This is a genomic window from Halalkalibacter okhensis, from assembly GCF_000787375.1.
In the GTDB taxonomy this organism is placed as follows: Bacteria; Bacillota; Bacilli; order Bacillales; family Bacillaceae_D; genus Halalkalibacter; species Halalkalibacter okhensis.
In genome coordinates this window covers 19,885-44,193 of record NZ_JRJU01000025.1, presented here as the reverse complement: position 1 = coordinate 44,193, position 24,309 = coordinate 19,885, and the positions used below count along the sequence as shown (strand labels likewise).

The window sequence follows — 24,309 nt, the reverse complement described above, 5'->3', positions numbered from 1 at the left end:
AATGAGGGACATTTTGCTCGTCGATGGCTATAACATGATTGGGGCCTGGCCTGAGCTTCGAGAGCTAAAAGACAAAGACCTTGGTTTAGCGCGAGATCGCCTTGTTGAAATGATGGCAGAGTATCAAGCATACACTGGATATCAAGTCAAGGTGATCTTTGATGCACACATGGTTCAAGGGATTGGCAAAAGCTATAAAAATCACCGGATTGATGTATTATATACCCGCAAAAATGAGACGGCCGACGAACGAATTGAAAAGCTTGTTCTTGACTTGAAGCGTATCGATACAACGATCCATGTTGCTACATCTGATATGGCAGAGCAATCGATGATTTTTGGGAGTGGAGCTTTGCGGAAGTCTGCTAGGGAATTGTTAATGGAAATTGAAACGACGGAAAAAGGAATCGACAAAGAAGTCCAAAATACGCAAAAAAAGAAAAATTCGACAAAAATCCCTCTTAGCAAAGAAGTTGCTGAAATTTTTGAAAAATGGCGTCGACAGCGTTGATACGTGGTTGACCCGCTGGAAAACTGTGCTATATAATGGGTCTATAATTTAGACAACAGTCAAGGTCGGAGGGATTGTCGTGAGCATGGACCTTCAAGAAACCAAACTAAAGCCAAACTATGACGCTGTAGAAGATGATGAACTAGTTGTTTTTGTAAGAAATGGAGATAGTGGTGCACTAGAATTTCTAATCAACAAATATAAGAACTTTGTTCGCGCAAAGGCAAGATCTTATTTTTTGATTGGTGCTGATCATGAAGATATTGTGCAAGAAGGGATGATCGGACTTTATAAAGCAGTCCGTGATTTTAACGGGGATAAACTGTCCTCCTTCAAGGCTTTTGCTGAACTTTGTATTACAAGACAAATTATTACAGCTATTAAGACAGCAACAAGACAAAAGCACATACCATTAAACTCTTATGTTTCATTGGACAAGCCTTTATATGACGAAGAATCAGACCGGACTTTGTTAGACGTGATTTGTGGGACAAGAGTAACGGATCCGGAAGAGTTACTCATTAATCAAGAAGAGTTTGAAGACATAGAATTAAAGATGGGAGAACTTCTAAGTGATTTGGAGAGACAAGTATTAATGCTCTACTTAGATGGCAGATCTTATCAAGAGATTTCAGTTGATTTAAATAGACATGTTAAATCGATTGACAATGCATTGCAAAGAGTGAAAAGAAAACTCGAGCGATACGTTGAGCTCAAAGGGGTTTCAATTTCATAGGATAAGTAAGGGTAGCGAAGAAGTTGTGTCGGTGCCCTCTTTGCAACGTTCAACTTACAGATTGTTCTAATAATTGACACAGGTACATCGGTGTGATAGATTTAGATAGTATGTACTTTGAGCGTTGGAGGTGCGTTGTGCGAGCTAAAGTTGTACTAGCCTGTGAGGTTTGTCATTCTAGAAACTATGTGACAGAAAAGAATAAACAATCACATGGCAATCGCATTGAAATGAAGAAGTTCTGTAAAAGTTGCCAAGAACACACCCTTCATCGTGAAACAAAGTGAATCGAAATCTTTAAATTGACTATACACATATAAATATTTCGAATAGATGAACGTATATTTGTCTATATTGATTGATGCTGGAGGTGTCTTTGGTGGCTGGTGGAGAAAGAAGTGTCGGGAAGTTTTTCCGGGATGTTGTGCAAGAGATGAAGCGCGTATCATGGCCTACTCGTAAAGAATTAACACGTTATACATGGGTTGTTTTAGGAACGGTGGCTTTTATTTCTGTTTTCTTCTTTGTGGTCGATTACGGGATTTCTGAGCTTGTTCGAATCCTACTCGGGTAATGTATAGGTATAATCGTTAGAACAGCTTCTAAAAGGCCGGTCAAAGAAAGTTTGACAGCCTCGCTAATGAAGAGGAGGGAAGGACAAAACCGTCCTATTTAAAATGGAAAAAAATTGGTATGTACTTCATACGTATTCAGGGTACGAAAACAAAGTAAAGACTAATCTAGAAAAACGCGTTGAATCAATGGATATGACAGATAAAATCTTTCGCGTTCTTGTACCAGTTGAAGAAGAAACTGAAGTGAAAAATGGTAAAAGTAAAACGGTAACAAAAAAAGTTTTCCCTGGGTATGTCATTGTTGAAATGGTGATGACAGATGATTCATGGTATGTTGTGAGGAACACCCCAGGAGTAACAGGCTTTGTAGGTTCAGCGGGAGCGGGATCTAAACCAACACCACTTTTACAAGAAGAAGTAGAATCTATTTTGAAGCAAATGGGTGTAGAGCAACCGAAAGCGGATATTGACTTTGAATTAAAAGAGTCAGTTAAAGTGAAAGAGGGTCCATTTGCTAATTTTGTTGGTTCAATTGAGGAGATTCAAGTGGACAAGCAAAAGGTGAAGGTCCATGTAAACATGTTTGGTCGTGAAACGCCTGTGGAACTGGACTTTAATCAGGTGGAAAAGATTTAATTCGAAAAAAACTTGCTATCTTTTGTTGAAAGTGATAGAATCTTCATGGTTGACAATGGTTTCAGTAAATGAGCCATCGGGTGCAGATGCATTGCATCCGTTTTTTGAGTGGGAGGGTGGAAATTCTTCACCCGGATAACCACATCACGGACTTTAAGGAGGTGTGTCACGTGGCTAAAAAGGTAATTAAAATGGTTAAGTTACAAATTCCTGCTGGGAAAGCTAATCCAGCGCCACCAGTTGGTCCTGCATTAGGTCAAGCAGGTGTAAATATCATGGGATTCTGTAAAGAATTCAACGCTCGTACTTCTGATCAAGCGGGTCTTATTATTCCGGTTGAAATTACAGTATTTGAAGATCGTTCGTTTACATTCATCACGAAAACTCCGCCTGCTGCTGTTCTTTTAAAGAAAGCTGCTGGGATTGAGTCAGGTTCTGGAGAGCCTCATATTAAGAAGGTTGCTACAGTAAAGCGTGATAAAGTACGCGAGATTGCTGAGACGAAAATGCCAGATCTTAACGCAGCTGATGTTGAAGCGGCTATGCGTATGGTTGAAGGTACAGCTCGCAGCATGGGTATTACGATCGAAGACTAATTGGTAAGTTTTACGGAGGTTGCGATGAGGTATGACCCTCTTTGCCTAGTTACTAGGTTCGCAACCTTTAATAGTGGGAGGTATTACCGCTAAAACCACATTCGAGGAGGAAATATAGCATGGCTAAGAAAAGTAAAAAATATACAGACGCTCTTAAACTTGTTGATCGTGAAACGGCGTATCAAGTAGAAGAAGCAATTGAGTTAGTAAAGAAAACTGCTACAGCGAAGTTCGATGAAACAGTTGAAGTAGCTGTACGTCTTGGTGTTGACCCTAAGAAAGCAGACCAACAAATCCGTGGTGCTGTTGTACTTCCAAACGGAACTGGTAAAACACAACGCGTTCTTGTTTTCGCAAAAGGCGAAAAAGCAAAAGAAGCAGAAGCTGCTGGAGCAGATTATGTAGGGGATGAGGATTTCATCAACAAAATCAACCAAGGTTGGTTCGAATTTGATGTAATCGTTGCTACACCAGACATGATGGCTCAAGTTGGTAAATTAGGTCGTGTCCTTGGACCAAAAGGCTTAATGCCAAACCCTAAAACTGGTACAGTAACATTTGATGTTACAAAAGCTGTAGCTGAAATCAAAGCTGGTAAAGTTGAATACCGCGTTGATAAAGCTGGTAACATTCATGTGCCAATTGGAAAAGTTTCTTTTGAAACTGAAAAGCTTATTGAAAACTTCAAGACAATCATTGAAACTCTTGTAAAGGTGAAACCTGCAGCTGCAAAAGGTACGTACATGAAAAACGTAGCAATTGCATCTACAATGGGACCTGGAGTTCGTGTAAATGCATCTGCTTTTGCAAGATAATGATTGACTTACCTGCTTTGTGTGTGTATACTCTTAAGAGTGTCTTACGCAAGGCGCATAAAAATGAATGTCATACCGTAGACCGTAGGGGTGTTTAGCACTTAATTTCCTACCGAGGTAAGCAATAGATACAGGAACTCTTTACTGTGTTTGTATGCCCTCATGTCTACATGGGGGCTTTATATATGCTTCTTAAGCGGTATGGTGAAAAACCATAGGAGGTGTAAGGATGAGCGTATTAGAACAAAAAAAGCAAGTTGTTGCAGATATTGCTGCGAAACTACGTGAGAGTAAATCAACAGTAGTTGTTGACTACCGCGGATTAACTGTTTCTGAAGTAACAGAACTTCGTAAGCAACTTCGTGAAGCTGGTGTTGAGTTCAAGGTGTATAAAAACACATTAGCTCGTCGTGCAACTGCTGAGGCTGAATTAACTGCTCTAGATGAGCAACTAGTTGGTCCTACGGCAATTGCGTTTAGTACAGATGATGTTATTGCTCCTGCAAAGGTCATTAACGAATTTGCTAAAAAGAACGAAGCACTTGAAATTAAAGCTGGTGTCATCGAAGGACAAGTAGCTTCAGTTGCTGAAGTGAAAGCTCTAGCTGAACTTCCATCACGCGATGGACTACTTTCAATGCTTGCAAACGTACTTCAAGCTCCAGTTCGTCAATTTGCTTTGGCTACAAAAGCTGTTGCAGAGCAAAAAGAAGAACAAGGCGCTTAAACTCTTACCTCAAGCTACTGCGATGTAGTTAAGGTATGAATACTTACATCTGATTTGTATGCGAATATACAATGAGTATGTACAAAAATGCGTTAACCAATAAATTATCAAAACGATAACAGGGAGGATTTACAAAATGAGTAAAGATCAAATCATTGAAGCGATTAAAGAAATGACAGTTTTAGAACTTAACGACCTAGTTAAGGCAATTGAAGAAGAGTTTGGCGTAACTGCTGCTGCTCCTGTAGCTGTAGCTGCTGCTGGTGGAGACGCTGGTGCTGCTGAGCAAACTGAGTTTGATGTAGTTCTTGCATCTGCTGGTGGTTCAAAAATCAACGTTATCAAAGTTGTTCGTGAAATCACAGGCCTTGGTCTTAAAGAAGCGAAAGCACTTGTTGATGGCGCTCCTGCTCCAATCAAAGAAGGTGTTTCTAAAGACGAAGCTGAAGAATTCAAAGCTAAGCTTGAAGAAGCTGGCGCATCTGTTGAAGTTAAGTAATAAACCTAATAGAGAGGACTCGCTTTTTGCGAGTCCTTTTTGTTTCGGATTTTATTTGGTTATACTGAATTAATGAGGTTATAGAAGGGGTGATTATATGTCTAGTCATTACTATTCGGAAAAGCCGACCGTCGATAGTGAGGTGCGGGATTGGACGTTTAGTTTAAGAGGTCAAACGTTGAAGTTCTACTCTGATCGCGGTGTTTTTTCGAAAAGTGAGGTTGATTTCGGAAGCAAACTATTAATTGAATCGTTTGTATTTCCTGACTTGAAAGGGGATCTATTAGATGTTGGTTGTGGCTATGGACCGATAGGGTTATCCTTGGCTGCGAGTGAAAAAAGTAGAGTTTTGCATATGGTAGATGTGAATGAAAGGGCGTTACAGTTATCGAAGCGTAATGCTGAAAGAAACTCTATTGACAATATAAATGTGTACAAAAGTAATTGTCTTGATCAAGTGACTAAGACGGACTTTGCTGTTATTTTAACCAATCCACCTATTCGTGCAGGGAAAAATGTCGTTCATACGATTTTTGAACAATCCTTTGATCACTTAAAAGAAGAAGGAGAGTTGTGGATTGTTATTCAAAAGAAGCAAGGGGCTCCATCGGCGATGGAGAAACTGCAATCCTTATTTGGAGAAGTAGAGATAATCGTCAAGAAAAAAGGGTATTACATTATAAAAGCAAAAAAGGTTTGACCCAGCTTGTCTTTTGTGGTATTGTTATTTAATGCGTATAACTACCTGTTTTTAGATCGTTTTTTCTGCGAAAGTCAAGAGGAAATATATGAATAACGATGAGTAATAGTGGTTATACTTGTATAATCGTTGAATTTTTAGGGATAGATATCGATCTATTTCCTGTTAGAAGAAAGCAATCGAACTTTCTTTTAACGTCCGTACATAATTAGTGTGCGAGTTCTGCTTAATCTATAAAAATGTTTAACCTTCTATGTTCGGCACTTCATGTTGAAGTAGGTAGGTTGCATTTTTAGATACTATAACGCGAGATTTGAGGGGTGAATCAGTTGACAGGTCAACTAGTTCAGTATGGACGCCACCGCCAGCGAAGAAGCTATGCAAGGATTAACGAAGTATTGGAGCTGCCGAATTTAATTGAGATTCAAACAGCATCCTATCAGTGGTTTCTTGATGAGGGCCTTAGAGAGATGTTCCAAGATATTTCTCCTATTCAAGACTTCACAGGAAACTTGGTTCTAGAATTTATTGACTATAGTCTTGGAGAACCAAAATATCCAGTAGACGAATCGAAAGAGCGCGATGTGACGTTTGCGGCACCTTTACGTGTGAAGGTTCGTTTAATTAATAAGGAAACTGGAGAAGTAAAGGAACAAGAAGTATTTATGGGTGACTTCCCATTGATGACTGAGACAGGTACGTTTGTTATTAATGGGGCAGAGCGTGTCATTGTATCTCAGCTTGTTCGTTCGCCAAGTGTATACTACAGTCAAAAAACGGATAAAAACGGTAAGAAAGGTTTTACAGCTACTGTTATTCCTAACCGTGGTGCATGGTTAGAACTTGAAACAGATGCCAAAGATATCGTTTACGTTCGTATCGACCGCACAAGAAAAATACCAGTGACGGTTCTTTTGCGTGCTTTAGGTTTTGGATCTGATCAAGAGATCATTGATTTATTAGGTGAAGATGAATATCTTCGCAATTCGTTAGAAAAAGACAATACTGATGGAACGGATAAAGCGTTACTAGAAATTTATGAGCGCCTACGTCCGGGTGAACCTCCTACAGTAGAAAATGCGAAAAGTCTATTAGATTCACGCTTCTTTGATCCGAAGCGTTATGACTTAGCGAATGTTGGACGTTATAAGATTAATAAGAAGCTTCATATTAAAAATCGTTTGTTTAACCAACGTTTGGCAGAAACATTAGTAGATCCTGAAACGGGTGAAGTGATTGCTGAAGAAGGAACTTTACTAGATCGTCGTACACTAGACCGTATTCTACCTTATCTTGAAAACAACGTAGGGTTCCGTCGTGTGCATGCTTCTGGCGGGGTTGTTGAGGACGATGATATTGATTTACAATCAATTAAAATTTACGCTCCTGATGATCAAGATGGAGAAAAGACGATTCGTGTTATTGGAAATGGAATGGTAGAGCGTGATGTGAAGCACATTACACCTTCAGATATCATTGCGTCTATTAACTATTTCTTTAATCTATTACATGGCGTTGGAGACACAGATGACATTGACCATCTAGGAAACCGTCGTCTTCGTTCAGTCGGCGAACTTCTTCAAAATCAGTTCCGTATTGGTCTATCTCGTATGGAGCGTGTCGTTCGTGAGCGGATGTCGATCCAAGACCCGAATATGATTACACCACAGGCATTAATCAACATTCGTCCGGTCATTGCCTCTATTAAAGAGTTCTTTGGTAGCTCGCAGTTATCACAGTTCATGGATCAGACGAATCCGCTAGCAGAATTAACGCACAAGCGTCGTCTATCTGCATTAGGACCGGGTGGTTTGACTCGTGAACGTGCTGAATTTGAAGTTCGTGACGTTCACTACTCTCACTATGGTCGTATGTGTCCGATTGAAACTCCTGAGGGACCGAACATTGGTTTAATTAACTCACTTTCATCTTTTGCAAAAGTGAATGAGTTTGGATTTATGGAGACTCCTTATCGTAGAGTGGATCCTGAGACAGGGAAAGTAACTACACAAATTGATTACTTAACTGCTGATGAAGAGGACAACTATGTTGTTGCCCAAGCGAACGCTCGCCTTGATGAGGATGGCTCATTTATTGATGATAATATCATCGCTCGTTTCCGTGGGGAAAACACAGTCGTACCACGTGAGCGCCTAGATTATATGGATGTATCACCAAAACAAGTCGTTTCTGCTGCGACATCTTGTATTCCGTTCTTAGAAAACGATGACTCAAACCGTGCCCTTATGGGAGCGAACATGCAACGTCAAGCAGTACCGTTACTTGTTCCGGAGTCACCAATTGTTGGGACTGGTATGGAGCACGTATCTGCTAGAGATTCAGGTGCGGCGATTGTTGCTAAGGCAAGAGGAATTGTTGAGCGAGTAACTGCGAAGGAAATCTGGGTTCGTAGACTCGAAGAAATTGACGGCAAAGAGGTTAAAGGTGATTTAGATAAGTATAAGCTTCAAAAGTTTATCCGCTCTAACCAAGGAACAAGTTATAATCAACGCCCGATTGTCGCTGAAGGAAACGTTGTTGAAAGACGTGAAATTCTAGCTGATGGTCCTTCAATGGAGCTAGGTGAAATGGCACTTGGACGTAATGTTATGGTTGGTTTCATGACGTGGGATGGATATAACTATGAGGATGCGATCATTTTAAGTGAGCGCCTTGTTAAAGATGATGTTTATACGTCTGTTCATATTGAAGAGTATGAATCAGAAGCTCGTGATACGAAGCTTGGACCTGAAGAGATTACACGTGATATCCCGAATGTTGGGGAAGACGCACTTAAGAATTTAGATGAGCGCGGAATTATTCGTGTAGGTGCGGAAGTAAAAGATGGCGATATTTTAGTTGGAAAAGTTACACCTAAAGGGGTAACAGAATTAACGGCTGAAGAACGTCTTTTACATGCGATCTTTGGTGAGAAAGCTCGTGAAGTGCGTGACACATCTCTACGTGCGCCACATGGCGGAGACGGAATTGTCCTTGATGTGAAGATCTTTAACCGTGAAGACGGAGATGAATTACCTCCTGGGGTAAATCAACTTGTTCGTGTTTATATCGTTCAAAAACGTAAAATTCACGAAGGAGATAAAATGGCTGGTCGTCACGGGAACAAAGGGGTTATCTCCCGTATTCTTCCGGAAGAGGATATGCCTTATTTACCGGATGGTACGCCGATTGATATTATGTTAAACCCATTAGGGGTTCCATCTCGTATGAATATCGGACAGGTGCTTGAGCTCCACCTAGGTATGGCTGCACGTAAATTAGGTATTCATGTTGCTTCTCCTGTATTTGATGGTGCGAACGAGGAAGATGTTTGGGGCACGATTGAAGAAGCAGGCATGGCACGTGATGGTAAAACGATTTTATATGATGGTCGTACGGGTGAACCGTTTGATAACCGTGTATCAGTTGGAATCATGTATATGATCAAACTTGCTCACATGGTTGATGATAAGCTACATGCACGTTCTACTGGACCATACTCTCTAGTTACACAGCAACCACTAGGTGGTAAAGCGCAGTTTGGTGGACAGCGCTTTGGAGAGATGGAAGTTTGGGCTCTTGAAGCTTATGGAGCGGCTTATACTTTGCAAGAAATTTTAACTGTTAAATCCGATGATGTTGTTGGACGTGTGAAGACATACGAAGCGATTGTTAAAGGCGAGAATGTTCCTGAACCGGGCGTTCCAGAATCATTCAAGGTATTGATTAAAGAGCTTCAATCGCTAGGTATGGATGTGAAGATGCTTTCTAGCAACGAAGAGGAAATTGAGATGAGAGAGCTTGATGATGAAGACGATCAAACGAGTGAAAAGCTCAACTTGAATTTTGAATCAAGCGAATCAAATGTGTAATATAAGCTTGGGAGCTAGTTTTAGCTAGTTCCCTAAAGCTTTCTCTAATGACACGATTACTTTGTATCAGGCATAAATATGTGCTCGAATAGACATGGAAACGAAAAGGGAGGTTAGCCCCTTGATAGATGTAAACAACTTCGAATATATGAAAATTGGTCTTGCTTCACCAAACAAAGTCCGCTCTTGGTCAAGAGGGGAAGTTAAGAAGCCTGAAACAATCAACTATCGTACGTTAAAACCTGAAAAGGATGGCCTTTTCTGTGAGCGTATTTTTGGACCAACGAAGGACTGGGAATGTCACTGTGGAAAATACAAGCGCGTCCGTTATAAAGGGGTCGTTTGTGATCGCTGTGGTGTTGAAGTAACACGAGCAAAAGTGCGTCGTGAACGTATGGGACACATTGAATTAGCTGCTCCTGTATCGCACATTTGGTACTTTAAAGGGATCCCAAGTCGTATGGGCCTTGTTTTAGATATGTCACCTCGTTCGCTTGAAGAAGTTATTTATTTTGCTTCTTATGTAGTGACAGACCCAGGTGATACACCTCTTGAGAAAAAACAACTACTTTCTGAAAAAGAATATCGTACATACCGTGACAAATACGGTCGTTCGTTTAATGCCCAAATGGGTGCAGAAGCGATTCGTAAGTTGCTTTCCGATATTGATTTAGAAAAAGAAGTTGGATTATTAAAAGAAGAGCTTGTAACAGCACAAGGACAGCGCCGTACACGTGCGGTGAAACGCCTTGAAGTATTAGAAGCATTCCGTCACTCTGGTAACGAGCCATCTTGGATGATCCTTGATGTTCTTCCGGTTATTCCTCCTGAATTACGTCCAATGGTTCAATTAGATGGTGGTCGTTTTGCGACTTCTGACTTAAATGACCTATACCGTCGTGTGATTAACCGTAACAATCGCTTAAAGCGTCTTCTTGACTTAGGTGCACCAAATATCATTGTTCAAAATGAAAAGCGTATGCTTCAAGAAGCGGTAGATGCACTAATTGATAATGGTCGTCGTGGACGTCCGGTTACAGGACCAGGTAATCGCCCACTTAAATCTCTTTCTCATATGTTAAAAGGGAAACAAGGGCGCTTCCGTCAAAATCTACTTGGTAAACGTGTTGACTACTCTGGTCGTTCGGTTATCGTAGTAGGGCCTAACTTAAAGATGTACCAATGTGGTCTTCCAAAAGAAATGGCGCTTGAGTTGTTTAAACCTTTTGTTATGAAAGAGCTTGTGTCTAAAGGTCTTGCTCATAACATTAAGAGTGCAAAACGTAAGGTAGAAAAGGTTCAGCCGGAAGTTTGGGATGTACTCGAAGAAGTTATCCGTGAGCATCCAGTTCTTTTAAACCGTGCACCAACGCTTCACCGTCTAGGTATTCAAGCGTTTGAACCAACGTTAGTTGAAGGTCGTGCGATTAAGCTCCATCCGCTTGTATGTACAGCCTATAACGCTGACTTTGATGGGGACCAAATGGCGGTTCACGTACCTTTATCTGCTGAAGCACAAGCAGAAGCACGTATTTTAATGCTTGCAGCTCAAAACATCTTGAATCCAAAAGACGGAAAACCTGTTGTTACACCATCTCAAGATATGGTTCTTGGTAACTATTACCTGACGATGGAACGTGATAATGCCAAAGGTCAAGGGAAGATCTTTAAGGATACAAATGAAGCGCTAATCGCTTATCAAAATGGGTATGTGCATTTGCATAGTCGCTGTGCGATTCCGGTAGCGTCTCTTAATAAGCCGACGTTCCGTGAAGACCAACAAGATAAATTGTTATTAACGACAGTAGGGAAATTGATCTTTAATGAAATTTTACCTGAGACGTTCCCATATATTAATGAGCCGACAATGTACAACTTAGAACAAGAAACGCCTGAGAAGTATATTGTTCCAAGTACAACAGATGTAGCGCAACACTTCGAAAATAACGAACTTGTCTTGCCATTTAAGAAAGGCTTCCTAGGTAACGTTATTGCTGAGGTATTTAAGAAGTTTGCGATTGCAGAAACGTCCAAAATGTTAGACCGAATGAAAGAGTTAGGTTTCAAATTCTCGACAAGAGCTGGTATCACGGTTGGGGTTGCAGACATCGTCGTATTAGCAGAGAAGAAAGAAATCTTAGCTGAAGCTGAACAAAAAGTAGAGAAGATTCTAAAGCAATTCCGTCGTGGTTTAATTACAGAAGAAGAGCGTTATGATCGTGTTATCTCTGTTTGGAGTGAAGCGAAAGATGTTATTCAAAATAAATTAATGGGCACGCTAGACCGCTCCAACCCAATCTTCATGATGAGTGACTCTGGAGCCCGTGGTAACGCATCTAACTTTACACAGCTTGCGGGTATGCGTGGTCTGATGGCGAACCCGTCTGGTCGTATTATTGAGTTACCGATCAAGTCCAGTTTCCGTGAGGGTCTTACTGTACTCGAGTACTTTATCTCGACACATGGTGCGCGTAAAGGTCTTGCCGATACAGCCCTTAAGACAGCTGACTCTGGTTATTTAACTCGTCGACTTGTTGATGTGGCACAAGATGTTATTGTACGTTCAGATGATTGTGGAACAGACCGTGGTTTAGCTGTTCAGGCAATTAAAGAAGGCAATGAAGTGATTGAGAATTTATATGACCGTCTTGTTGGTCGTGTAGCATTTAAAACACTGAAGCACCCAGAAACTGGGGAAATTTTAATTAAGAAGAACGAATTAATTCATGAAGACATTGCAAAAACGATTGTTGATGCAGGTGTTGAAGAAGTAACGATTCGTTCAGTATTCACTTGTGATACAAGACATGGTGTATGTAAGAAGTGTTATGGCCGTAACTTAGCAACTGGTAGCGATGTAGAGGTTGGGGAAGCAGTCGGTATTATTGCTGCACAATCAATTGGTGAGCCAGGAACTCAGCTTACGATGCGTACATTCCATACCGGTGGGGTAGCTGGTGATGATATCACACAAGGTTTACCGCGTATCCAAGAGTTATTCGAAGCACGTAATCCAAAAGGTCAAGCGGTTATTTCTGAAATTGAAGGTGAAGTAATTGACTTCAAAGAAGGAGATAAGCGTGAAGTAACTGTGAAGAGCGAAATGGAGACAAAGAACTATGCGATTCCTTATGGAGCTCGTATGAAAGTTTCTGTTGGTGATTTTGTGGTCTCAGGTCAACCACTGACTGAAGGTTCAATTGATCCAAAAGAACTCTTGAAAGTTAAAGGAATGAACGGTGTACAAGAATATCTCTTACGTGAAGTACAAAAGGTTTATCGTATGCAAGGGGTTGAAATTGGAGATAAACACGTTGAAGTTATGGTTCGTCAAATGCTTCGTAAAGTACGTGTCGTTGATGCTGGTGAAACGAATGTATTGCCGGGATCGCTTATCGAAATTCAACAGTTCAACGATGAAAACAAGAAGATTCTTCTTGATCAAAAACGTCCTGCAACGGGTAAACCAATCTTACTTGGTATTACAAAGGCGTCTCTTGAAACGGACTCATTCTTATCTGCTGCATCATTCCAAGAAACAACTCGTGTGTTAACGGATGCTGCAATTAAAGGTAAGCGCGATGAGCTATTAGGCTTGAAGGAGAATGTTATCATTGGTAAGCTTGTACCAGCTGGTACGGGTATGCCGAGATACCGTCATTTAAATATTACTTCTGAGTATGATCAAGTAGAAGCAGAAACGACAGAAGAGAAGATTGCTGAAGGTGCACTTACTCACGAATAATTTTCAAAAAAAGTTGACAGTGTTATGTGAGGATGGTAATATATCAAAGTGTGCCTGAGAAACCTGTTGCTTTGGAGGATGAAAGATGTCTTATGATAAAGTTTTACAGGCGAATGACCTAATAATAGGTACCAAACAAACGCTTAAGGCGCTTGACGATGGTATTGTTTCCGAGGTTCTAATTGCAAAAGATGCAGAATACCGCGTGATATACAAAGTAGAAGCATTAGCTAAGGCCAAAGATATACCACTTTTATATGTCGACTCGATGAAGAAGCTTGGAAAAGCATGTGGAATTGATGTCGGTGCAGCCACTGTAGCTTTAAGGAAATAATATGTTTTTGCCATTCGGTGTTTCCTGCATGGCAAAAACTTTCCTTTTGCCTAAAGATGAACCACCAGGACCAGTGGTCTTAAATACTTTAAAGAGAGGAGGAAACAAAATGCCTACAATTAATCAATTAATTCGTAAAGGTCGTGTTGCGAAAGTTAAGAAGTCTGATTCACCAGCTCTTAACAAAGGGTTCAACAGCTTCAAAAAGTCTCAAACTAACCTGTCTTCTCCACAAAAGCGTGGTGTTTGTACTCGTGTTGGTACAATGACTCCTAAGAAGCCGAACTCAGCACTTCGTAAATATGCTCGTGTACGTTTAACTAACCAAATCGAGGTAACAGCTTACATCCCAGGGATTGGTCACAACCTTCAAGAGCACAGTGTTGTTCTTATCCGTGGTGGACGTGTAAAGGATTTACCAGGGGTTCGTTATCATATCGTACGTGGAGCGCTTGATACGGCTGGAGTTCAAAACCGTATGCAAGGTCGTTCTAAATATGGAACTAAGCGTCCAAAAGATAAAAAGTAATTAACACTAATAGTGAAGGGAGGGTAAATTATGCCTCGTAAAGGACCAGTCGCTCGTCGCGATGTATTACCAGATCCAATTTACAAGTCAAAGCTTGTTACACGTTTAATCAACCGTATTATGGAGGATGGAAAGCGTGGTAAAGCTCAAACAATTCTTTATAATGCATTTGAAATCGTTAAAGAACGTAGCGGAAATGACCCTATGGAAGTTTTCGATCAAGCATTAAAGAACATTATGCCAGTACTTGAGGTTAAAGCACGTCGTGTCGGTGGTGCTAACTATCAAGTTCCAATCGAAGTAAAACCTGAGCGTCGTACTACATTAGGTCTTCGTTGGTTAGTAAACTATTCACGTCTTCGTGGTGAGAAGACAATGGAAGAGCGTCTAGCTAATGAAATTCTTGATGCAGCAAACAATGCAGGTGCTTCTGTTAAGAAGCGTGAAGATACTCACAAGATGGCAGAAGCGAACAAAGCATTCGCTCACTATCGCTGGTAGGATTTATATCATACTAAATAAAATGTTTCTTATAGGAAGGAGAAATACCCTATGGCAAGAGAGTTCTCCTTAAAAGATACACGTAATATCGGCATCATGGCTCACATTGATGCCGGTAAAACAACTACAACAGAACGTGTTCTTTTCTACACAGGACGTATCCATAAAATTGGTGAAACTCATGAAGGTGCATCTCAAATGGACTGGATGGCACAGGAGCAAGAGCGTGGTATCACGATCACTTCTGCTGCGACAACAGCATCATGGAAAGATCACCGCATTAACATCATCGATACACCTGGACACGTAGACTTCACTGTAGAAGTAGAACGTTCTTTACGTGTATTGGACGGAGCTGTAGCAGTACTTGATGCTCAATCTGGTGTTGAGCCTCAAACAGAAACAGTTTGGCGCCAAGCTACTACTTATGGTGTACCACGTGTCGTTTTTGTTAATAAAATGGACAAGACAGGTGCAGATTTCCTTTACTCTTTAGGAACTCTTCGTGATCGTCTACAAGCAAATGCTCATGCAATCCAATTACCAATTGGTGCTGAAGACGAGTTTGAAGGAATCATTGACTTAATTGACATGGTTGCTTACTTCTACGAAGATGATCTTGGTACTCGTACAGAGGCGAAAGAAATCCCTGCTGAGTACAAAGATAAAGCTCAAGAACTACATGAATCACTAGTTGAAGCTGTAGCAGAGCTTGATGAAGAGCTAATGATGAAATATTTAGAAGGTGAAGAATTAACGAAGGAAGAGCTTAAAGCTGCAATCCGTAAAGGTACTTGTAACGTTGAGTTCTACCCAGTAATTTGTGGTTCTGCATTTAAGAACAAAGGTGTTCAACTTATGCTTGACGCAGTTCTTGATTACTTACCATCACCTTTAGATGTTCCAGCGATTAAAGGTATTGTTCCTGAAACAGAAGAAGAAGTAACTCGTGAATCAAGTGATGAAGGTCCGTTCTCAGCTTTAGCATTTAAAGTTATGACAGACCCTTACGTTGGTAAACTTACATTCTTCCGTGTGTACTCTGGTACACTACAATCTGGTTCTTATGTTAAGAACTCTACAAAAGACAAGCGTGAGCGTGTTGGACGTATCCTACAAATGCATGCAAACTCTCGTGAAGAGATTTCAACAGTTTATGCTGGAGATATTGCAGCTGCAGTTGGTTTGAAAGATACGACAACTGGTGATACTCTATGTGATGAAAAGAATCTTGTTATTCTTGAATCTATGGATTTCCCAGAGCCGGTTATCTCTTTATCTGTTGAGCCTAAATCTAAGGCTGACCAAGATAAAATGGGTATGGCTTTAGCGAAGCTTGCTGAAGAGGATCCGACATTCCGTACGGAGACAAACGAAGAAACAGGTCAAACAATTATTTCTGGTATGGGTGAGCTTCACCTTGATATCATTGTTGACCGTATGAAGCGTGAGTTTAAAGTGGAAGCTAACGTTGGTGCTCCTCAAGTATCATATCGTGAAACAATTCGTCAAACAGCTCAGGTTGAAGGTAAGTTTGTTCGTCAATCTGGTGGTCGTGGACAATTTGGTCACGTATGGGTTGAGTTCTCTCCAAATGAAGAGGGCGCAGGTTTTGAATTTGAAAATGCTATCGTTGGTGGATCTGTACCACGTGAATACATTGGTTCTGTAGAACAAGGTATTGAAGAAGCACTAGTTAATGGTATGGTTGCTGGTTACCCAGTAATCGACATTAAAGCGAAGCTTTATGACGGTTCTTACCATGACGTCGATTCAAGTGAAATGGCGTTTAAGATCGCTGCTTCTATGGCACTTAAAAATGCAAAATCAAAATGTGCTCCAGTATTACTTGAGCCATTAATGAAAGTTGAAATTGTTGTACCTGAAGAGTACATGGGAGACGTAATGGGTGACGTTACAGCTCGCCGTGGACGCGTTGAAGGTATGGAAGCTCGCGGTAACGCTCAAATCGTTAAAGCATTTGTTCCACTTGCTGAAATGTTTGGGTACGCAACTTCACTTCGTTCTCGTACACAAGGTCGTGGTACTTACTCAATGTTCTTTGATCATTATGAAGAAGTACCAAAGAGTGTTGCTGAAGAGATCATCAAGAAACAAACTGGACAATAATTTTTGTTTATAATTGTTTCTAATGAATTTTTGTTGTAAGCTAAGAAAGGTGTAAATTTCAAAACGATATTTCACCTTTCTTATCCATAAAAATTACTTACATTATACTTATGTTCAATTAAGGGAGGAAATGAATCATGGCTAAAGAAAAATTCGACCGTTCCAAGACGCATGCCAACATTGGTACAATTGGACACGTTGACCACGGTAAAACTACACTTACTGCTGCAATCACAACAGTATTAGCTAAAAGATCTGGTAAAGGTAACGCAATGGCGTATGACGCTATTGATGGTGCTCCAGAAGAGCGTGAGCGTGGAATCACAATCTCAACTGCACACGTTGAGTACGAAACTGACAACCGTCACTATGCACACGTTGACTGCCCAGGACACGCTGACTATGTTAAAAACATGATCACTGGTGCTGCACAAATGGACGGAGGAATCCTAGTAGTATCTGCTGCTGATGGTCCAATGCCACAAACTCGTGAGCACATCCTATTATCTCGTCAAGTAGGTGTACCTTACCTTGTTGTATTCTTAAACAAATGTGACATGGTAGACGACGAAGAGCTTCTTGAGTTAGTAGAAATGGAAGTTCGTGACCTACTTTCTGAGTACGATTTCCCTGGCGATGACGTTCCAGTTATCCAAGGTTCTGCTCTTAAAGCTCTTGAAGGAGAAGCTGAGTGGGAAGAGAAAATCATTGAGCTTATGGCTGCAGTTGATGACTACATCCCAACTCCTGAGCGTGACAAAGAAAAGCCTTTCATGATGCCAGTTGAGGATGTATTCTCAATCACTGGTCGTGGTACAGTTGCTACTGGTCGTGTTGAGCGTGGACAACTTAACGTTGGTGACACTATCGACATCATCGGTATCACTGAAGAGCCTAAATCAACTACTTGTACTGGAGTAGAAATGTTCCGTAAGCTTCTTGACTATGCTGAAGCTGGAGACAACATTGGTGCACTTCTTCGTGGGGTTGCTCGTGATGAAGTACAACGTGGTCAAGTACTTGCTAAGCCAGGTACAATCACTCCACACACTAACTTCAAAGCTGAAGTTTATGTTCTTTCAAAAGAAGAGGGTGGACGTCACACTCCATTCTTCACTAACTACCGTCCTCAGTTCTACTTCCGTACAACTGACGTAACTGGAATCGTTCAACTTCCAGAAGGCGTTGAGATGGTAATGCCTGGTGACAACATCGAGATGACTGTTGAGCTTATCGCTCCAATCGCTATCGAAGAAGGTACTAAGTTCTCTATCCGTGAGGGTGGACGTACTGTTGGTGCCGGCGTTGTTGCTTCTATTCAAAAGTAATAACAATATTAAGACCCATCTTGGATCATCCAAGATGGGTTTTTTCTATGCAAAAAATTGATCATAAGAATAGTGGAGAGCAGAATGGTAAAGTAGTAAATCTCGTTGAGTAAGAATAGATGGAAGCACGCTAGCTAATAGGCTATGATGTCCCTTGAAAAAGATGTAAAAGTAAAAAAACGGTAGCCAAAGAGCGACGATAACTCCCGAAAAAGGAGAAAGAGAGAAAGAACAGTAGCCAAAGAGCGGGGATGGCTCCCGAAAAAGGAGAAAGAGAGAAAGAACGGTAGCCAAAGAGCGGGGATGGCTCCCGAAAAAGGAGAAAGAGAGAAAGAACGGTAGCCAAAGAGCGGGGATGGCTCCCGAAAAAGGAGAAAGAGAGAAAGAACGGTAGCCAAAGAGCGGGGATGGTTCCCGAAAAAAGGGAAAGAGAGAAAGAACAGTAGCCAAAGAGCGCTAAAACCTAATTCCAACTGTCTACCTAATACAATTCCTAGCAGTTCCGGCTTGGTTACTTCACTAGTTGCTGTTAAAGAAGATTGTTCAAAGTTGATTCGACCAATGAACAAGGAACAAGTGTATTAACCGAAAAGCGCCCACCTGCTGTATTAAGATCCAACGAATAGAACTATAAAACCTTCCATATATACGGCAAATTTATATCTGAAGGATAACTTACAACATTTGCTAGAGGAAACTTACTAATACATTGCATAAAGAAGTTGATTTTTAATGAAAAGGGCTATATAATAGTAAAAGTGTGATCAGCGTAGGTTTTCCACTTGCACTGGTTTTTATTTTTGTGTATAATGTGGAATGTTGGTCATTGGCAGCGATGATGTGGAAGGTTGCTGACACACCCGGCCCCATTGCCATGGCAGGGTGTAGGAAATTTCCGCGGAGTATGTCTGTTTATAAAATGGACGAAAAAGGAGGGGCTATAATGGCAAAGCAAAAGATTCGCATTCGTTTGAAAGCATATGATCATAGAGTCCTTGATCAATCTGCAGAAAAGATTGTAGAAACAGCAAAACGTTCAGGTGCAAGTGTATCGGGTCCGATTCCACTTCCAACTGAGAAGTCTGTATACACAATCCTTCGTGCGGTTCACAAGTACAAAGATTCTCGTGAACAGTTCGAAATGCGTACTCACAAGCGTCTTATCGACATTGTGAATCCAACACCACAAACTGTGGATGCATTAATGCGTTTGGATTTACCATCTGGTGTCGATATTGAAATCAAGCTTTAGTACTTACAATTAATTTAACTAATGAGTAGTTAGCTCATTATTATGATATGAAAAATGGCATACAAATATGATTTTTATTAGGAGGTGTAACGGATGTCCAAAGGAATCTTAGGTAGAAAAATTGGTATGACTCAAGTATTTGCTGAGAATGGTGAAGTAATCCCAGTAACAGTTATTCAAGCTGAACCAAACGTGGTTCTTCAAAAGAAAACGGCTGAATCTGACGGTTATGAAGCAATCCAAGTTGGATTTGCTGACCAAAAGAAAGCAAACACAAACAAACCAGCTGAAGGCCACGCGGCGAAAGCTAACACGGCTCCTAAGCGCTTCATCAAGGAAATCCGTAACGTAAATCTTGACGAGTATGAAGTAGGTCAAGAAGTTAAGGTAGATACATTCGCTGAAGGTGATGTAGTAGATGTAACAGGAACATCAAAAGGGAAAGGTTTCCAAGGTGCTATCAAGCGTCATAACCAATCTCGTGGACCAATGTCTCACGGTTCTCGTTATCACCGTCGCCCAGGTTCAATGGGACCGGTTGCTCCAAACCGTGTATTCAAAGGGAAATTACTTCCTGGACGTATGGGTGGAGAAACAATCACAGTTCAAAATCTTGAAATCGTAAAAGTAGATGCAGAACGCAACCTTCTATTAGTAAAAGGTAATGTACCTGGTGCTAAGAAGAGCTACGTGTCTATCCAAAGTGCGGTTAAAGTAAAATAAAGATTGAAAGAAAGGAGGACACATCATGCCGAAAGTAGCATTATTTAACCAAACAGGTTCACAAGTTGGAGATATCGAACTAAATGACTCTGTATTTGGAATTGAACCAAACACAAGTGTGCTTCATGACGCTGTAGTTATGCAACAAGCATCTCTTCGTCAAGGAACACACAAAACAAAAGGACGTTCTGAAGTACGTGGTGGTGGTCGTAAGCCATGGCGTCAAAAGGGAACTGGTCGTGCGCGTCAAGGGTCGATCCGTTCACCACAATGGGTAGGTGGTGGTGTAGTATTTGGTCCAACACCAAGAAGCTACAGCTACAAATTACCTAAAAAAGTTCGTCGTTTAGCTATCAAATCTGCTCTTTCTAGTAAAGTGCAAGCTGAGGAAATCGTAGTACTTGATAACTTAGCATTTGAAGCTCCAAAGACAAAAGAAATGGCTGCAGTTCTTTCTAGCCTATCTGCAGATCGTAAAGCATTAGTAGTAACTGCTGATTACAACGAAGCTGTTGCTCTATCTGCGCGTAACTTACCTGGTGTAACATTCGTTACAGCTGACGGTGTAAGCGTGCTTGATGTGCTTAAGCATGATAAGCTTGTAATTACGAAAGATGCCGTTGAAAAGGTAGAGGAGGTGCTTGCGTAATGTCAAACGCTCGTGATATCATTAAGCGCCCTGTGATTACTGAACGTTCAACAGATCTAATGAGTGAAAAAAGATATACATTCGAAGTTGATGTACGTGCTAATAAAACTCAAATCAAAGATGCGATCGAAGAAATCTTTGAAGTGAAAGTTGATAAAGTAAACACAATGAACTACAAAGGTAAATCTAAACGTTTTGGTCGTTACACGGGTTACACTGCTCGTCGTAAGAAAGCCATCGTTACATTAACACCTGAGAGCAAAGAACTTGAGTTCTTTGAAGGTGTATAAAAAACACTAGCGAAGGAGGGAACTGAAAATGGCGATTAAAAAGTATAAACCAACCAGTGCCGGTCGTCGTGGTATGTCTGTATTAGACTTTGCAGAAATCACAACGGATAAACCGGAAAAATCGTTACTAGCACCTTTACACAAAAAAGGCGGACGTAACAACCAAGGTAAATTAACTGTTCGTCACCAAGGTGGCGGTCATAAGCGTCAATACCGTGTTATTGACTTCAAACGTAACAAAGATGGAATTCCAGGCCGCGTTGCTACGATCGAATACGATCCAAACCGTTCTGCTAACATCGCACTTATCAACTATGTTGATGGTGAAAAACGTTACATCTTAGCGCCAAAAGGCCTTAAAGTTGATATGATGATTGAATCAGGAGCTGAAGCGGATATCAAAGTAGGTAATGCATTACCACTTAAAAATATTCCTGTAGGTACTGTTATCCACAACATCGAGCTTAAGCCAGGAAAAGGCGGACAATTAGTTCGTTCAGCTGGAACTGAAGCACAACTATTAGGTAAAGAAGGCGATTACGTTCTTGTTCGTTTAAACTCTGGCGAGACTCGCTACATCTTAGCTACTTGCAGAGCTACAATCGGTCAAGTTGGTAACCTAGAGCATGAACTTGTGAACATTGGTAAAGCAGGTCGCTCACGTTGGTTAGGCAAACGTCCAACTGTTCGTGGATCTGTTATGAACCCTAACGATCACCCACACGGTGGTGGTGAAGGTCGCGCACCAATCGGACGTAAGTCTCCAATGTCTCCATGGGGTAAACCAACTCTTGGATACAAGACTCGTAAGAAGAACAAAGCATCTGATAAGTATATTGTACGCCGTCGTAAAAAATAACGGGATTGCACTACGGTTCTAATTAGAACCGTGGGTAATCACGAAGGGAGGTTTTCTCATGGGTCGTAGTTTAAAAAAGGGACCTTTTGTCGATGATCATTTGATGAAAAAGGTTGAAGCAATGAACGAAGGAACTGATAAGGACAAACGAGTTATCAAGACTTGGTCTCGTCGCTCAACGATTTTCCCTGAGTTTATTGGTCACACTATCGCAGTATATGATGGCCGTAAACACGTGCCTGTTTACGTTTCTGAGGACATGGTAGGTCACAAACTAGGTGAATTCGCACCAACTCGTACGTATAAAGGTCATGCAGCTGATGATAAGAAAACAAGACGTTAATAGGTAAGTAAGAGAGGAGGTCAATCCTATGCAAGCTAAAGCGGTAGCAAAACAAGTTCGTATTGCTCCTCGTAAAGTTCGTCTAGTTGTTGATTTAATTCGCGGTAAGCAAGTTGGTGAGGCTGTAGCGATTCTACGCCATACACCAAAAGCTGCTTCTCCAGTTGTAGAAAAGCTTTTAAACTCTGCAATTGCGAATGCTGAACACAACTATGAAATGGAGCCAAACAACCTTGTAATTAGCGAAGTTTTTGTTGATGAGGGTGTTACATTGAAACGTTTCCGTCCACGTGCGATGGGTCGTGCGAGCCGAATTAACAAACGTACTAGCCATATTACATTAGTTGTAACTGAAAAGAAGGAGGGATAAGACGTGGGTCAAAAAGTTAATCCTACTGGACTTCGAGTTGGCGTTATTAAAGACTGGGAGTCAAAATGGTACGCTGATAAAGATTACGCTGATTTATTACACGAAGATATTAAAATTCGTGAGTATGTAGAAAAACGTTTAAAAGATGCATCTGTATCTAAAGTAGAAATCGAACGTGCTGCTAACCGTGTTAACATCACAATTTCTACTGCTAAGCCAGGAATGGTGATCGGAAAAGGCGGTTCAGAAGTTGAAGCGTTACGTAAGGCACTTAATTCATTAACTGGCAAAAGAGTTCACATCAACATCCTTGAAATTAAACAAGCTGATTTAGATGCGAAACTTGTTGCAGAAAATATTGCTCGTCAATTAGAAAATCGTATTTCGTTCCGTCGTGCGATGAAGCAAGCTATCCAACGTACAATGCGTTCTGGTGCTAAGGGTATTAAAACTCAAGTATCTGGCCGTCTTGGTGGTGCTGATATTGCTCGTGCAGAACATTACAGTGAGGGAACTGTTCCACTTCACACACTTCGCGCTGATATCGATTATGGTACAGCTGAAGCTGATACAACATACGGTAAGCTAGGTATTAAAATCTGGATTTATCGTGGTGAAGTCCTTCCAACGAAAGGAACGAAAAAAGAGGAAGGAGGCAACTAATTATGTTAATGCCTAAACGTGTTAAATATCGTCGCGAACACCGTGGTAACATGCGCGGTCGTGCGAAAGGCGGTACTGAAGTACATTTTGGTGAGTATGGTTTACAATCTTTAGAAGCTTCTTGGATTACTAACCGTCAAATCGAATCTGCTCGTATTGCAATGACTCGTTACATGAAGCGTGGTGGTAAGGTTTGGATTAAAATCTTCCCTTCTAAGCCATACACTGCTAAGCCGTTAGAAGTTCGAATGGGTTCTGGTAAAGGTGCTCCTGAAGGTTGGGTAGCAGTTGTCAAGCCTGGAAAGATTATGTTTGAAATCTCTGGTGTTTCAGAAGAAGTTGCTCGTGAAGCTTTACGTCTTGCTTCTCATAAATTACCGGTTAAATGTAAGTTTGTAAAACGCGAAGAAGTGGGTGGTGACGCAAATGAAAGCTAATGATATTCGTAACTTAACCACTGCTGAAATTGAGCAAAAAACGAAATCACTTAAAGAAGAGTTGTTCAACCTTCGCTTTCAACTAGCGACTGGACAATTAGATAATCCAGCCCGTATTCGTGAAGTTCGTAAAGCAATCGCTCGTGCAAAGACAGTTTTGCGTGAACGTGAGCTTGGAATTAACAACGGCTAAAAAGGAGGTTTGCTTAAATGGAACGCAACCAACGTAAAGTTTACAGAGGACGTGTTGTTTCTGACAAAATGGACAAAACAATCACAGTTCTTGTTGAAACTTACAAAAAAGATCGCCTATACGGAAAGCGAGTAAAATACTCGAAGAAGTTTAAGGCTCATGATGAGAACAATAGCGCTAAGACTGGCGATATCGTAGAAATTATGGAAACTCGTCCGCTTTCTAAAGACAAACGTTTCCGCTTAGTTGAAATCGTAGAAGAAGCGGTTATTATCTAATAGAATACTGGTTTCGAA

General features: G+C 41.0%; 28 protein-coding genes and 1 other annotated feature. All 28 genes read left to right on the top strand.

Annotated elements, in window-relative coordinates; genetic code table 11:
• Position 1: 1 nt before the first annotated feature.
• The 28 genes from LQ50_RS16740 (at position 2) to rpsQ (ending at position 24,291) form a co-directional block, all read left to right on the top strand.
• Complete coding sequence (locus LQ50_RS16740) at positions 2–511, top strand: NYN domain-containing protein (RefSeq protein WP_034631522.1); 510 nt, start codon at positions 2–4, stop codon at positions 509–511.
• A gap of 79 nt (positions 512–590) precedes the next feature.
• Positions 591–1,247, top strand: a complete 657-nt coding sequence (gene sigH, locus LQ50_RS16735) for an RNA polymerase sporulation sigma factor SigH (protein WP_034631521.1) — start codon at positions 591–593, stop codon at positions 1,245–1,247.
• A 137-nt stretch (positions 1,248–1,384) separates the two neighbouring features.
• The gene (rpmG, locus tag LQ50_RS25020; RefSeq protein WP_084138886.1) at positions 1,385–1,534 is read left to right on the top strand and encodes a 50S ribosomal protein L33; all 150 of its coding nucleotides are present in this window, start codon (positions 1,385–1,387) and stop codon (positions 1,532–1,534) included.
• Between the two features lie 92 nt (positions 1,535–1,626).
• Positions 1,627–1,821, top strand: a complete 195-nt coding sequence (secE, locus tag LQ50_RS16730) for a preprotein translocase subunit SecE (RefSeq protein WP_237563736.1) — start codon at positions 1,627–1,629, stop codon at positions 1,819–1,821.
• Positions 1,822–1,924: 103 nt separating this feature from the next.
• Positions 1,925–2,458: a transcription termination/antitermination protein NusG gene (gene nusG / locus LQ50_RS16725; protein ID WP_034631518.1), complete on the top strand. Its 534-nt coding sequence runs from the start codon at positions 1,925–1,927 to the stop codon at positions 2,456–2,458.
• A gap of 170 nt (positions 2,459–2,628) precedes the next feature.
• Positions 2,629–3,054, top strand: a complete 426-nt coding sequence (rplK, locus tag LQ50_RS16720) for a 50S ribosomal protein L11 (protein WP_034631517.1) — start codon at positions 2,629–2,631, stop codon at positions 3,052–3,054.
• 119 nt (positions 3,055–3,173) lie between these two features.
• Complete coding sequence (gene rplA, locus LQ50_RS16715) at positions 3,174–3,869, top strand: 50S ribosomal protein L1 (protein ID WP_034631515.1); 696 nt, start codon at positions 3,174–3,176, stop codon at positions 3,867–3,869.
• 57 nt (positions 3,870–3,926) lie between these two features.
• Positions 3,927–4,062 (top strand) — a sequence feature (ribosomal protein L10 leader region).
• A gap of 36 nt (positions 4,063–4,098) precedes the next feature.
• Positions 4,099–4,596: a 50S ribosomal protein L10 gene (rplJ, locus tag LQ50_RS16710; protein WP_034631514.1), complete on the top strand. Its 498-nt coding sequence runs from the start codon at positions 4,099–4,101 to the stop codon at positions 4,594–4,596.
• Positions 4,597–4,732: 136 nt separating this feature from the next.
• The gene (gene rplL / locus LQ50_RS16705) at positions 4,733–5,095 is read left to right on the top strand and encodes a 50S ribosomal protein L7/L12 (RefSeq protein WP_034631512.1); all 363 of its coding nucleotides are present in this window, start codon (positions 4,733–4,735) and stop codon (positions 5,093–5,095) included.
• Positions 5,096–5,192: 97 nt separating this feature from the next.
• Positions 5,193–5,795, top strand: coding sequence for a class I SAM-dependent methyltransferase (locus LQ50_RS16700; protein WP_034631511.1), 603 nt, complete (start codon positions 5,193–5,195; stop codon positions 5,793–5,795).
• 329 nt (positions 5,796–6,124) lie between these two features.
• The gene (gene rpoB / locus LQ50_RS16695; RefSeq protein ID WP_034631510.1) at positions 6,125–9,667 is read left to right on the top strand and encodes a DNA-directed RNA polymerase subunit beta; all 3,543 of its coding nucleotides are present in this window, start codon (positions 6,125–6,127) and stop codon (positions 9,665–9,667) included.
• Between the two features lie 121 nt (positions 9,668–9,788).
• Positions 9,789–13,412 carry a DNA-directed RNA polymerase subunit beta' gene (rpoC, locus tag LQ50_RS16690; RefSeq protein ID WP_034631508.1) on the top strand — a complete coding sequence of 1,208 codons (3,624 nt, stop codon included), beginning with the start codon at positions 9,789–9,791 and terminating at the stop codon, positions 13,410–13,412.
• Between the two features lie 85 nt (positions 13,413–13,497).
• Positions 13,498–13,746, top strand: coding sequence for a 50S ribosomal protein L7ae-like protein (locus tag LQ50_RS16685; protein WP_034631507.1), 249 nt, complete (start codon positions 13,498–13,500; stop codon positions 13,744–13,746).
• Between the two features lie 109 nt (positions 13,747–13,855).
• Positions 13,856–14,275, top strand: a complete 420-nt coding sequence (gene rpsL, locus LQ50_RS16680) for a 30S ribosomal protein S12 (protein WP_034631505.1) — start codon at positions 13,856–13,858, stop codon at positions 14,273–14,275.
• 30 nt (positions 14,276–14,305) lie between these two features.
• On the top strand, positions 14,306–14,776 hold the full coding sequence (gene rpsG, locus LQ50_RS16675; protein ID WP_034631504.1) for a 30S ribosomal protein S7: 471 nt from the start codon (positions 14,306–14,308) through the stop codon (positions 14,774–14,776).
• 51 nt (positions 14,777–14,827) lie between these two features.
• A complete protein-coding gene (fusA, locus tag LQ50_RS16670) occupies positions 14,828–16,906 on the top strand; it encodes an elongation factor G (RefSeq protein ID WP_034631502.1) in 2,079 nt (692 codons plus the stop codon).
• A 137-nt stretch (positions 16,907–17,043) separates the two neighbouring features.
• Positions 17,044–18,234, top strand: coding sequence for an elongation factor Tu (gene tuf, locus LQ50_RS16665; RefSeq protein ID WP_034631501.1), 1,191 nt, complete (start codon positions 17,044–17,046; stop codon positions 18,232–18,234).
• A 943-nt stretch (positions 18,235–19,177) separates the two neighbouring features.
• Positions 19,178–19,486 carry a 30S ribosomal protein S10 gene (gene rpsJ / locus LQ50_RS16660; protein ID WP_017729599.1) on the top strand — a complete coding sequence of 103 codons (309 nt, stop codon included), beginning with the start codon at positions 19,178–19,180 and terminating at the stop codon, positions 19,484–19,486.
• Between the two features lie 93 nt (positions 19,487–19,579).
• Positions 19,580–20,209: a 50S ribosomal protein L3 gene (rplC, locus tag LQ50_RS16655; protein ID WP_034631498.1), complete on the top strand. Its 630-nt coding sequence runs from the start codon at positions 19,580–19,582 to the stop codon at positions 20,207–20,209.
• Positions 20,210–20,234: 25 nt separating this feature from the next.
• Positions 20,235–20,858, top strand: a complete 624-nt coding sequence (rplD, locus tag LQ50_RS16650) for a 50S ribosomal protein L4 (protein ID WP_034631497.1) — start codon at positions 20,235–20,237, stop codon at positions 20,856–20,858.
• Entirely contained in the window at positions 20,858–21,148 is a 291-nt protein-coding gene (gene rplW, locus LQ50_RS16645; RefSeq protein WP_034631495.1) for a 50S ribosomal protein L23, read from the top strand. The genes rplD and rplW overlap by 1 nt, the downstream gene beginning before the upstream one ends.
• A 28-nt stretch (positions 21,149–21,176) precedes the next feature.
• Positions 21,177–22,007 carry a 50S ribosomal protein L2 gene (rplB, locus tag LQ50_RS16640; RefSeq protein ID WP_034631493.1) on the top strand — a complete coding sequence of 277 codons (831 nt, stop codon included), beginning with the start codon at positions 21,177–21,179 and terminating at the stop codon, positions 22,005–22,007.
• A gap of 58 nt (positions 22,008–22,065) precedes the next feature.
• On the top strand, positions 22,066–22,350 hold the full coding sequence (gene rpsS / locus LQ50_RS16635) for a 30S ribosomal protein S19 (RefSeq protein WP_034631491.1): 285 nt from the start codon (positions 22,066–22,068) through the stop codon (positions 22,348–22,350).
• Between the two features lie 28 nt (positions 22,351–22,378).
• A complete protein-coding gene (gene rplV / locus LQ50_RS16630; protein WP_034631489.1) occupies positions 22,379–22,720 on the top strand; it encodes a 50S ribosomal protein L22 in 342 nt (113 codons plus the stop codon).
• Between the two features lie 3 nt (positions 22,721–22,723).
• A complete protein-coding gene (gene rpsC / locus LQ50_RS16625; protein ID WP_034631487.1) occupies positions 22,724–23,383 on the top strand; it encodes a 30S ribosomal protein S3 in 660 nt (219 codons plus the stop codon).
• Between the two features lie 2 nt (positions 23,384–23,385).
• Entirely contained in the window at positions 23,386–23,820 is a 435-nt protein-coding gene (gene rplP / locus LQ50_RS16620; protein WP_034631485.1) for a 50S ribosomal protein L16, read from the top strand.
• On the top strand, positions 23,810–24,013 hold the full coding sequence (gene rpmC, locus LQ50_RS16615) for a 50S ribosomal protein L29 (protein WP_003322618.1): 204 nt from the start codon (positions 23,810–23,812) through the stop codon (positions 24,011–24,013). Before rplP ends, rpmC begins: the two co-directional genes overlap by 11 nt.
• 17 nt (positions 24,014–24,030) lie before the next feature.
• Positions 24,031–24,291: a 30S ribosomal protein S17 gene (gene rpsQ, locus LQ50_RS16610; protein WP_034631484.1), complete on the top strand. Its 261-nt coding sequence runs from the start codon at positions 24,031–24,033 to the stop codon at positions 24,289–24,291.
• Positions 24,292–24,309 lie beyond the last annotated feature (18 nt).

Coding starts and splice junctions, on each gene's coding strand:
- rpsG (WP_034631504.1), top strand. CDS start 14,306: ATGCCTCGTAAAGGACCAGTCGCTCGTCGCGATGTATTACCAGATCCA.
- rplL (WP_034631512.1), top strand. CDS start 4,733: ATGAGTAAAGATCAAATCATTGAAGCGATTAAAGAAATGACAGTTTTA.
- rplA (WP_034631515.1), top strand. CDS start 3,174: ATGGCTAAGAAAAGTAAAAAATATACAGACGCTCTTAAACTTGTTGAT.
- rplJ (WP_034631514.1), top strand. CDS start 4,099: ATGAGCGTATTAGAACAAAAAAAGCAAGTTGTTGCAGATATTGCTGCG.
- rpsS (WP_034631491.1), top strand. CDS start 22,066: ATGGGTCGTAGTTTAAAAAAGGGACCTTTTGTCGATGATCATTTGATG.
- LQ50_RS16740 (WP_034631522.1), top strand. CDS start 2: ATGAGGGACATTTTGCTCGTCGATGGCTATAACATGATTGGGGCCTGG.
- fusA (WP_034631502.1), top strand. CDS start 14,828: ATGGCAAGAGAGTTCTCCTTAAAAGATACACGTAATATCGGCATCATG.
- LQ50_RS16685 (WP_034631507.1), top strand. CDS start 13,498: ATGTCTTATGATAAAGTTTTACAGGCGAATGACCTAATAATAGGTACC.
- rpsL (WP_034631505.1), top strand. CDS start 13,856: ATGCCTACAATTAATCAATTAATTCGTAAAGGTCGTGTTGCGAAAGTT.
- LQ50_RS16700 (WP_034631511.1), top strand. CDS start 5,193: ATGTCTAGTCATTACTATTCGGAAAAGCCGACCGTCGATAGTGAGGTG.
- rplB (WP_034631493.1), top strand. CDS start 21,177: ATGGCGATTAAAAAGTATAAACCAACCAGTGCCGGTCGTCGTGGTATG.
- rpmC (WP_003322618.1), top strand. CDS start 23,810: ATGAAAGCTAATGATATTCGTAACTTAACCACTGCTGAAATTGAGCAA.
- rplW (WP_034631495.1), top strand. CDS start 20,858: ATGTCAAACGCTCGTGATATCATTAAGCGCCCTGTGATTACTGAACGT.
- rpsJ (WP_017729599.1), top strand. CDS start 19,178: ATGGCAAAGCAAAAGATTCGCATTCGTTTGAAAGCATATGATCATAGA.
- rplP (WP_034631485.1), top strand. CDS start 23,386: ATGTTAATGCCTAAACGTGTTAAATATCGTCGCGAACACCGTGGTAAC.
- tuf (WP_034631501.1), top strand. CDS start 17,044: ATGGCTAAAGAAAAATTCGACCGTTCCAAGACGCATGCCAACATTGGT.
- rplD (WP_034631497.1), top strand. CDS start 20,235: ATGCCGAAAGTAGCATTATTTAACCAAACAGGTTCACAAGTTGGAGAT.
- rplV (WP_034631489.1), top strand. CDS start 22,379: ATGCAAGCTAAAGCGGTAGCAAAACAAGTTCGTATTGCTCCTCGTAAA.
- rplC (WP_034631498.1), top strand. CDS start 19,580: ATGTCCAAAGGAATCTTAGGTAGAAAAATTGGTATGACTCAAGTATTT.
- rpsQ (WP_034631484.1), top strand. CDS start 24,031: ATGGAACGCAACCAACGTAAAGTTTACAGAGGACGTGTTGTTTCTGAC.
- nusG (WP_034631518.1), top strand. CDS start 1,925: ATGGAAAAAAATTGGTATGTACTTCATACGTATTCAGGGTACGAAAAC.